Genomic DNA, 8,668 nt, shown 5'->3' with positions numbered 1-8,668 from the left:
GGTCTTACATTGCTTCAAATTATCAACGGGTAGAAACGAAGGAGGCAACGGGTCTTTTAAAGATAGAGGCGTTAGCGCCGATTATCGGGTCTTGTTCTGGATTTGGCGGTTTTTTGGTCGGCAATGGACCGATTCAATGGGCATTAGCAGGGATTATGGTTTTAGCCGCGTGTACAGGACTAGTGATTGTCGCCAAGCGGTTTAAGGAACAGCGCTTGTGATGCTTTGCTTCAAAAGACTTAACAACAGGGAGCACGCTTATGTGGTTGGCAAAATGAGGTGCAAGGAAAGTAAGAAGGAACGAGATCTCACAGAAACAGAACAACAGCTTCTTCATGAGATGATAGAAACGTATCAAGGCTTAAAGATGATGTCACGCATCATGAAGTGGTTAGCCTTCATTGTTTTTATATTTGTCATGGATTTTTCCCGTTTCATGGACGCGCTAGGAAATAGCTTCTCACACTTAAAAAAATGGATAACCAAGAGTTAAAAATTTCTTCTTTAAAAGAAAAGAGATTGATATTCACCATAGGTTAAATTATATTTAACTAAGTTAAATAGTGTATAACTTCTAAGGTTTTTAAAGAGGAAATATTATGAGTGTAAAAAGTGAACTTATAGCAGCTAAAGTAGATATAAATCTAAAAAGCGCGTTTATGGCTATCGCTGAAAGAAAACACCGCCCTGCATCTCAAATTTTACGTGATCTTATTCGTATTTACGTTGAAAATAATAAAATGCCTAATGATGAAACGCTCGAGACTTTTCATAAAACCGACAGGAATGAAGATATTTTTTATGCCAAGAATATTGCTGATTTAATGAAGCAACTGGATATCTAATTATGCGTTCAGTGAGTTATTCAGGAAAATTTAAAAAGGACGTAAAGCGGGTAAAAAAACGTGGAAAAGATATGCGAAAGCTTACAGAAGTTATGCAACTTCTAATTCATAAGCAGCCATTGCCCGCTATTTTAAATGACCACGCATTACAAGGAAATTGGAAGCCTCGTCGAGATCTTCATATAGAGGCAGATTGGTTATTAATTTATATAGTTGACGAAGAGCGAGTTCATTTTGATAGAACGGGTACGCATTCAGATTTATTTAGGTAGGCGTCGATTCTGAATTCTCAAAGAAGTTTTGATTCGCAATAATTGAAGAAAGTTTTGAAAAGATTTGTTAGAATCAGAAGGAATATTTCTTCTCTAACAGGACTTTTTATATGCTTACATCTTTTGGTAAAATCTTACGTAAACTTCGCGTTGATCACTCAGAACGTCTCTTAGATATGGCTAAGAAATTAGATGTATCCGTATCATTTTTATCTTCAGTGGAGATTGGCAAGAAATCTGTACCGGTTGGTATGGAAGAAAAGATCATACAATTATATGATTTAGATCAAAAGGAAGCATTACTTTTAAGAAAAGAAGCCTATACATGTCGAAGGAGTTTTACAATAAAACCTTCTGATACATGTAGAGGTGAAATTGTTGGTATGTTTGTTAGAAATTTAGAGAATTTTTCACCACAGGACTTAACAAGATTTAAAAAATTGTTAGAGAAATTTGATAAAAAAGCAGGCGCCCTATAGAGGAAAGTTGCAAAATCCTATTCCCCTACGTTTATTAACGCGTCCCTAACCCATTAAAACATACGTGAAATCAGTAAGTTATATAAGAGGCAAAAGCGTATGGTGCCCCCAGAGAGACTCGAACTCCCGACCCCCTGATTACAAATCAGGTGCTCTACCAACTGAGCTATAAGGGCATGATCAAGTAGGGATTAGCACAAACTCACAAAAAGGAAAATAGAAAATTATCAATTTTTGTACATATTTAAAAAAAATTATATAACAAATAAAAAATAATCAGCTTATTTTTTTAACAATGTTTACAGCCTTGTTGAAATTATTCCTTATGTTGATATCTCATAGAATCTAATAATAATTTAATACTTTCGTTCTTGAATTAGAGGTCTGAAGAAGTTGGTTGCTGAGAAAGGTACTTCTCTAGCCAGTGAATATTATAGTTACCGTCTTCAATATCTTGATTATTAATGAGATCACGAAAGAGAGGAAGTGTCGTTTTTATCCCATCGACGACAAACTCATCTAAAGCACGCCGTAAACGCATCATACATTCTAAACGAGTACGTCCGTGAACAATTAGCTTTCCAATCATGCTATCATAATAGGAAGGAATCCGATAACCTGAATAAGCACCAGAATCAACACGAATTCCTAAACCTCCAGGAGTATGAAAATGTGTAATGGTTCCCGGTGATGGTGTAAAGCTAATAGGATCTTCTGCATTAATACGGCATTCAATGGCGTGACCGGAAAAACAAACATCATCTTGTGTCACTGAAAGCTTGCAGCCTGATGCAATATGAATTTGTTCATGAACTAAATCTATACCTGTAATTGCTTCAGTTACAGGATGTTCGACTTGTAACCGCGTATTCATTTCAATGAAATAGAACTCACCATTTTCATAAAGAAATTCAATAGTACCAGCTCCACGGTATCCAAGTTGAGCACAGGCATTTGCAACAATACTACCAATTTTTTTGCGTTCAGTTTCATTCAGTGCAGGTGATGTCGCTTCTTCCCATACTTTTTGATGTCGTCGTTGAATTGAACAATCGCGTTCTCCTAAATGAATAGCATTTCCTGCACCATCTCCTATGACTTGAATTTCAATATGACGGGGTTTTTCTAAATATTTCTCTATATAAACAGCGTCATCACCAAAAGCTGCTTTTGCTTCTGAACGTGTTGTTTTGAGAGCTATAGAAAATTCTTGTTCAGAATGAACGACTTTCATACCACGCCCACCACCACCAGCAGAAGCTTTGATAATAACGGGATAACCAATTTCACGAGCAGTGCGTAGAGCATCTGCTTCTTCTGTGACAGCCCCATTTGAACCAGGAACGACAGGAATACCAAGTTTTTTGGCAGTTTTTTTAGCTTCAATTTTATCGCCCATCATTCGAATATGAGCAGCTGTTGGACCGATGAATGTAATATCATGGGCTTCAAGAACATCTGCAAACTTTGCGTTTTCAGAAAGAAAACCATAACCTGGATGAACTGCATCAGCTCCTGTAATTTCACAAGCAGCAATAATTTGCTGAATACTCAAATAAGAATCGCGAGCAGGAGGAGGGCCAATACAGACACTTTCGTCAGCAAGACGAACATGCATTGCATCTGCATCAGCGGTAGAGTGAACAGCTACGGTTTTTATGCCAAGTTCTTTACATGCACGTAGAACGCGAAGAGCAATTTCTCCCCGATTAGCAATGAGGATTTTTCGAATCATGGTTTCCCCTCGTTTTATTCAACAATAATAAGTGGTTCACCAAACTCAACAGGTTGGCCATCTTTGACAAGAACAGTAGTTACTTTGCCTGAGCGTGGTGATGAAATTTGATTCATCGTTTTCATGGCTTCTATGATCAGCAATGTCTCTTCTTCAGAAACATTTTGTCCCACTTCTACAAATGGTTGAGCACCTGGTGAAGGGGCAAGATAAGCTGTTCCAACCATTGGAGAGGTTATTGTATTTTTTGATTTATCTTCTTGGGGAGGTTGTATGGGAGATTCTGTTGTGGAGACTGGAGAAGATGTTGCAGAAAAACTAGGAGTAGCAACAGGTGAATAAATTACTTGTTCGGAAGAAGTTGAGGTATTTTGGCGTGAAACACAAATACGAAGCTCTCCTTGTTCAACTTCAATATTCGTTAAATTTGTATCATTCAAAATTTCAGCAAGATCGCGAATAATTTTCGTATCAATTGCGGTATATTTTGCCGAATCTATTTTTTTTGTTGCCATTTTATTTCTAACTCCTTGATCAATGAAGATCGTCATTATCTCATTTTATGACCGGACATCTCTAGATTAGGGATGATATCTTTTAAGGCTTTAAAGATATTTATTTAAGTCATTATACTTTGCAATTTTAAACTCGTATCTGCTTTACGTAAAATTGCATTTATAAGCCTGTTGTCAAAAAAGAGAAAGCATAAAATCACCTCATTTACAGTATTCTTTCTAAAACAGATTAGGTATAAAAAAGCTATTCATTGTATATTGTCTATCGCTTGTTTTAGAATATCTTGGCTGGCGGCACCGATGAGTATTTTATCACCGATAATGTAAGAAGGTGTTCCTGTAATATGAAGTTTAGAGGCAATTTGAATATTTTCTTTAAAGGTATTTTGCAGATTATGATCTTTTATTGCATTATGGAGTTTTTTTTCATCTGCTCCTAATGAAACAGCTATTTTTATAGCTTTAGCTTCATTCACACGCCCTTGATGCATTAAAAGCGCTTTGTGAATCTGTGGATATTTTTCTGGAAATTGTTTTCGAAATGCATAGACAACCGTATGGACCGCTATAGAATCAGGCCCTAAAATTGGCAAATCCTTAATAATAACCCGTAGATCTGGGTACTCTTTTATCAAGCCTTCTATATTTGAATAGGAATTTTTACAATGCTGACAGTTGTAATCAAAAAAATCAACAAGTACTTTTTTACCATTTGGATTGCCTAAAACAGCGTCATGAGGAGAGTGGAAAATCTCTTTTTCTAATAAATGGATGGTAGAGGTTTGTCTTTGGCTTTCGTATTCATTCTGTTTTTCTAGCTTGTCTTGAAGGATAAGCTGCATTTCAATCATAATTTCTGGATGAGTAAGAAGATACTCTCTCACAATTTGTTGAATATGATAAGAATCAATATGGGGTGTAACTTTTTCTTTAAGCTTCGATAAAAAGTTAGAATCTTCCAGAAGTTGTATTTTAAGGTTTTCTAAGTTTAAATGATTTGCTGTTTTGGGAAGTGATGTTGCATTTGATAAAGAAGGGAAAAAAATTAAAATACTCAACATAACGGGGGCTAAAATTTTTGAAAAAAGTATTCCTTTTGAGTTTTGAGGTTGATGAATCATCTGTATCCCTTCATATTTTCTATTGTGTTATTGAGTGAACTATATGAAAAGCGTTATCTATATGCAATAAAGCATTAGCTATAGTGTTTATTCACGAATGAGAAAAAACATCAATTTTTTTCTAAAAAACTTTATATGATGCACATTTGCAAAGATTATGTTCTCTGGAGGAGAAAAAAACTCTCTTTAATTTGTCAAATATTGTTTTGATATAAAGGGGGGAAAAAGCTTTTTATGCGTATTTATTGTGGAAAAAAGCAGGTTGATAATACAATGAAGCGCACTTGTATTGATTTTTTACTGTTACTTTATTGAGTAGTATGAAACAAAATTAACCAGTGAAAAGTAAAATTATGAAAACCACAACGCATTATGAGCTATTTATCATTGGGGGAGGAATAAATGGATGTGGATTGGCAAGAGATGCAGCTGGACGCGGTTTTCAAGTGGGATTAGCTGAAATGCATGATCTTGCATCGGGAACATCAAGTGCATCAACAAAGCTTATTCATGGTGGTCTTCGTTATCTTGAACACTATGAGTTCAAACTCGTTCGTGAAGCGTTAAAAGAACGTGAAATCATTTTACGTATGGCTCCACATATTGTACGTCCTTTGCGTTTTCTTCTTCCTTATCATAAAAAATTGCGCCCTACTTGGATGTTGCGTTTTGGGCTTTTTATTTATGATTATTTAGGGAAATGGAATCAGAAATTGTGGCGCAGTAAAACGATTAATTTTTCAAAAAACTTTTGCTCTACACTGAAGAAGGAATATCAAAGAGGTTTTGAATATTCTGATGCAAGAGTCGATGATGCCCGTTTAGTCATTGCCAATGCGCGTGATGCAGAAAAGTGGGGAGCTGATATAAAAGTACGGACAGAAGTTCTCTTTTTAAAAAAAGAAGACAAAAAATGGCGTATTGTTCTACAAGACAAGTTAAGTGGTAAAGAATACACTGTCACAGCCTCTTATGTCGCGAATATGACAGGGCCGTGGATTGATCATATTTTGACAAACGTATTAGATTGTAAAGAACATCCACCAGTACGGCTTGTTAGAGGTTCTCATATTTTGGTTCCCAAGCTTTATACGCATGATCGTGCTTATATTTTTCAAAATGGTGATGGGCGTATTATATTTGCTCTTCCGTATCAAGAAGATTTTACCTTGCTTGGAACAACAGATTGTAATTATCAGGGAGATCCGGCCAACGTTCATATTACGGATACAGAGATTGATTATATTTGCGCAGCAGCCAGTGAGTATTTCGTACAACCAGTGTTGCCTAAAACGATTGTTTGGTCTTACTCTGGAGTGCGCCCACTCTATGATGATGGATCTTCAAAAGCACAAGAAATTACGCGCGATTATGTTTTAAAAGAAATGGGAACAGGAAGTACACCAAAGATTCTTAATCTTTATGGTGGAAAAATTACAACTTATCGTAAATTGGCTGAAAATGCGATGAAATTTGTTGAAAAAGCGCTTGGTAAAAAGGGAACATCATGGACGGCTCATGCAGTACTTCCGGGTGGTGATTTTCCTTATAACCAATTAGATACAATCGAAAATAAAATTGCTCTTTTGACGCCAGATTTAGATGCTTTTACACATCGCAGACTTGCACGTTCCTATGGTACGGAAGCATTGGTGATATTAGATAGTAAGGCGGATAGAGGAAAAGATTTTGGACATGGGCTTTATGAAGTAGAAGTAAAATGGTTGATGGAAAAGGAATGGGCTAAAACATGTGAAGATGTGTTATGGCGTCGTTCAAAGCTTGGCCTTTTCTTTAATGAGCAAGAGGTTGATACTCTTTCTTCCTATATGCAAAGCCAAAAAGAAATTAAAAAATGTTTATAGTCGTTTAGCTTTACAGATTTTATCTGCAATGTTGTAATATATTTTTCTTCAGGAGATATTGATACAGGCCCGACATGTTAAAAAGACAATGATTGTCTATATGCTCAATTTAGTTTTTTACAAAAACTATAAAATGGCAAAATCGGATGGGAATATTTAGAATAAAATTTGTCTATCCTATGAAGGAAAATCCAATAAAAATATCATCAAGAAAAACGTCTTGAGCAAAATAATTTATAATCGGATTCGTATGGAATAAGAAATCTTTGTTTTTTATTGGAGAAGAAATAAAAGAACTTTCTGTCGCGTTTGTTTCACAATGAATTGAAAAAGGCTAAGGAAAACTAAGCCTATCATAGCAAATTGTGTAATGTTTTAGTTTATTATTTTAAACTCTATGGTAAAACCCATAGAAGATAAAAGGCTAATGGCATCAAAAAACTTGTAAATGAATTTTTTACATTACAGATGAAGATCTTCTTTTTCATGTTTATATACTTTAGCGTTGCTCTATGAAAGTTGTGATTTACTATGCTTGATTATCGTCAACCTTTATATCAATTGAATGAAGAGGCTGCTCATATGCTCATAATGGTCTTAGAGAACAAAGCTTTCTGTAAACTAAAAGGTAAGTATTTTTCTTTGTATAATAGAGAGAGCTATGGGGATATAAAAGCAGTGCCCTCATGATATTTTATAATCTTCCATCGTCTGTAAAATTTGCAGTAGCACCAATGTTGGATTGGACAGACCGACATTGCAGGTTTTTTTATCGTCTTTTAACAAAAAAAGCACTCCTTTATACGGAAATGATGGTAGCAGATGCTGTCATTCATGGTGTTCGTGAACAATTATTGGCTTTTAGCCATAAAGAATGTCCAGTTGCATTACAATTAGGGGGAGCCGATCCGAAAAAGTTGGCAGAGGCTGCACGGATTGCTGAAGATTTTGGTTATAACGAGATAAACCTCAATGTTGGTTGTCCATCAAATCGTGTTCAAGCAGGTGTATTTGGGGCTTGTTTGATGTTACATCCTGATATTGTGGCAAATGCTGTGGAAGCAATGAAAAAAGCAGTTACGATACCTGTAACGGTTAAATGTCGACTTGGGGTCGACGAACAGGATGAAGAATTAGCTTTAGATCTTTTAGCGAATAAAGTTTGGAATGCAGGGTGTGATGCCCTTTGGGTCCATGCACGTAAAGCGTGGCTAAAAGGATTGAGTCCGAAAGAAAATCGCAATATTCCACCTCTTAATTATGAAAGAGTTTATAAATTAAAACGTAAATATCCTCATCAATTCATCGGAATAAATGGTGGAATTAAATCAATTGATGAGATCAAAGAGCACTTGATTTTCTGTGATTCCACCATGGTGGGTCGTCAAGTTTATCATGATCCAATTTTGTTAAAACATATTGATTTTGAATTCTATGGTGAGCCGCAAAATAATTTGAGTGAGAGTGATCTTATTGAAACCATGTGTGATTATGCGGATCGACATATTGCCTTGGGAGGGAGACTTTCTCATGTGACGCGTCATATGATTGGTTTATTTCATGGGCGGGACGGGGTACGTCGATGGCGGCAAATATTATCAACTGAGGCAACAAAACCAAATGCAGACATATATATTTTGAAAGAAGCTTTTTCCGCTCTCATTGGATAACAGCGAGACAATTAATATATGTTAAAAGTTAGATCATTTATGCAATTTGATTTTTTCGCAATGATTTTTTTTACTTCAATTTTATAATTTTTGAAAGTTTATAACTTTTATTATGAAAAGAATGTTAGAATTTATATATTAAACGGTATTCTGATGACGCCTATTA

9 protein-coding genes, 1 tRNA gene and 1 pseudogene are annotated in these 8,668 nt (G+C 35.6%); 7 read left to right on the top strand and 4 right to left on the bottom strand.

What is annotated here, in order from left to right; genetic code table 11:
- The 5 genes and pseudogenes from HWX04_RS04945 to HWX04_RS04925 form a co-directional block, all read left to right on the top strand.
- Positions 1 to 221 (top strand): annotated as a pseudogene (locus HWX04_RS04945) (lysozyme); the annotation flags it as partial.
- A gap of 41 nt (positions 222 to 262) precedes the next feature.
- The gene (locus tag HWX04_RS04940; RefSeq protein ID WP_175869090.1) at positions 263 to 493 is read left to right on the top strand and encodes a hypothetical protein; all 231 of its coding nucleotides are present in this window, start codon (positions 263 to 265) and stop codon (positions 491 to 493) included.
- 106 nt (positions 494 to 599) lie between these two features.
- Positions 600 to 845, top strand: coding sequence for a ribbon-helix-helix domain-containing protein (locus HWX04_RS04935; protein ID WP_175869089.1), 246 nt, complete (start codon positions 600 to 602; stop codon positions 843 to 845).
- 2 nt (positions 846 to 847) lie between these two features.
- Positions 848 to 1,117 (top strand): type II toxin-antitoxin system RelE/ParE family toxin, encoded by a 270-nt coding sequence (locus HWX04_RS04930; protein WP_175869088.1) that lies wholly within the window; start codon positions 848 to 850, stop codon positions 1,115 to 1,117.
- A gap of 110 nt (positions 1,118 to 1,227) precedes the next feature.
- The gene (locus tag HWX04_RS04925) at positions 1,228 to 1,596 is read left to right on the top strand and encodes a helix-turn-helix domain-containing protein (RefSeq protein WP_175869087.1); all 369 of its coding nucleotides are present in this window, start codon (positions 1,228 to 1,230) and stop codon (positions 1,594 to 1,596) included.
- Positions 1,597 to 1,696: 100 nt separating this feature from the next.
- Here HWX04_RS04925 and HWX04_RS04920 read toward each other — a convergent pair.
- The 4 genes from HWX04_RS04920 to HWX04_RS04905 all read right to left on the bottom strand — a co-directional run bounded on the left by HWX04_RS04920 (position 1,697) and on the right by HWX04_RS04905 (position 4,967).
- Positions 1,697 to 1,772 (bottom strand) — tRNA-Thr (locus tag HWX04_RS04920).
- Positions 1,773 to 1,972: 200 nt separating this feature from the next.
- Positions 1,973 to 3,331 carry an acetyl-CoA carboxylase biotin carboxylase subunit gene (accC, locus tag HWX04_RS04915; protein ID WP_175869086.1) on the bottom strand — a complete coding sequence of 453 codons (1,359 nt, stop codon included), beginning with the start codon at positions 3,329 to 3,331 and terminating at the stop codon, positions 1,973 to 1,975.
- Between the two features lie 14 nt (positions 3,332 to 3,345).
- On the bottom strand, positions 3,346 to 3,846 hold the full coding sequence (gene accB, locus HWX04_RS04910) for an acetyl-CoA carboxylase biotin carboxyl carrier protein (RefSeq protein ID WP_175869085.1): 501 nt from the start codon (positions 3,844 to 3,846) through the stop codon (positions 3,346 to 3,348).
- A gap of 248 nt (positions 3,847 to 4,094) precedes the next feature.
- Entirely contained in the window at positions 4,095 to 4,967 is an 873-nt protein-coding gene (locus tag HWX04_RS04905) for a DsbA family protein (RefSeq protein WP_175869084.1), read from the bottom strand.
- A gap of 353 nt (positions 4,968 to 5,320) precedes the next feature.
- On the opposite strand from HWX04_RS04905, the gene glpD reads away from it, so the two are divergent.
- Together glpD and dusA are read left to right on the top strand one after the other, a co-directional pair.
- Entirely contained in the window at positions 5,321 to 6,832 is a 1,512-nt protein-coding gene (gene glpD / locus HWX04_RS04900; RefSeq protein WP_175869083.1) for a glycerol-3-phosphate dehydrogenase, read from the top strand.
- Between the two features lie 686 nt (positions 6,833 to 7,518).
- On the top strand, positions 7,519 to 8,502 hold the full coding sequence (gene dusA, locus HWX04_RS04895; protein ID WP_175869082.1) for a tRNA dihydrouridine(20/20a) synthase DusA: 984 nt from the start codon (positions 7,519 to 7,521) through the stop codon (positions 8,500 to 8,502).
- Positions 8,503 to 8,668: the final 166 nt, after the last annotated feature.

It is taken from the genome of Bartonella gabonensis (assembly GCF_903679515.1).
Taxonomy (GTDB): Bacteria; Pseudomonadota; Alphaproteobacteria; order Rhizobiales; family Rhizobiaceae; genus Bartonella; species Bartonella gabonensis.
The sequence above is the reverse complement of the archived record's forward strand: the minus strand, read 5'-3'. Positions and strand labels throughout refer to the sequence as shown.

What these genes read in the sequence shown, in the direction of transcription:
- accB (WP_175869085.1), bottom strand. Translation starts at nt 3,846, where the DNA reads ATGGCAACAAAAAAAATAGATTCGGCAAAATATACCGCAATTGATACG.
- glpD (WP_175869083.1), top strand. Translation starts at nt 5,321, where the DNA reads ATGAAAACCACAACGCATTATGAGCTATTTATCATTGGGGGAGGAATA.
- accC (WP_175869086.1), bottom strand. Translation starts at nt 3,331, where the DNA reads ATGATTCGAAAAATCCTCATTGCTAATCGGGGAGAAATTGCTCTTCGC.
- HWX04_RS04930 (WP_175869088.1), top strand. Translation starts at nt 848, where the DNA reads ATGCGTTCAGTGAGTTATTCAGGAAAATTTAAAAAGGACGTAAAGCGG.
- HWX04_RS04935 (WP_175869089.1), top strand. Translation starts at nt 600, where the DNA reads ATGAGTGTAAAAAGTGAACTTATAGCAGCTAAAGTAGATATAAATCTA.
- dusA (WP_175869082.1), top strand. Translation starts at nt 7,519, where the DNA reads ATGATATTTTATAATCTTCCATCGTCTGTAAAATTTGCAGTAGCACCA.
- HWX04_RS04925 (WP_175869087.1), top strand. Translation starts at nt 1,228, where the DNA reads ATGCTTACATCTTTTGGTAAAATCTTACGTAAACTTCGCGTTGATCAC.
- HWX04_RS04905 (WP_175869084.1), bottom strand. Translation starts at nt 4,967, where the DNA reads ATGATTCATCAACCTCAAAACTCAAAAGGAATACTTTTTTCAAAAATT.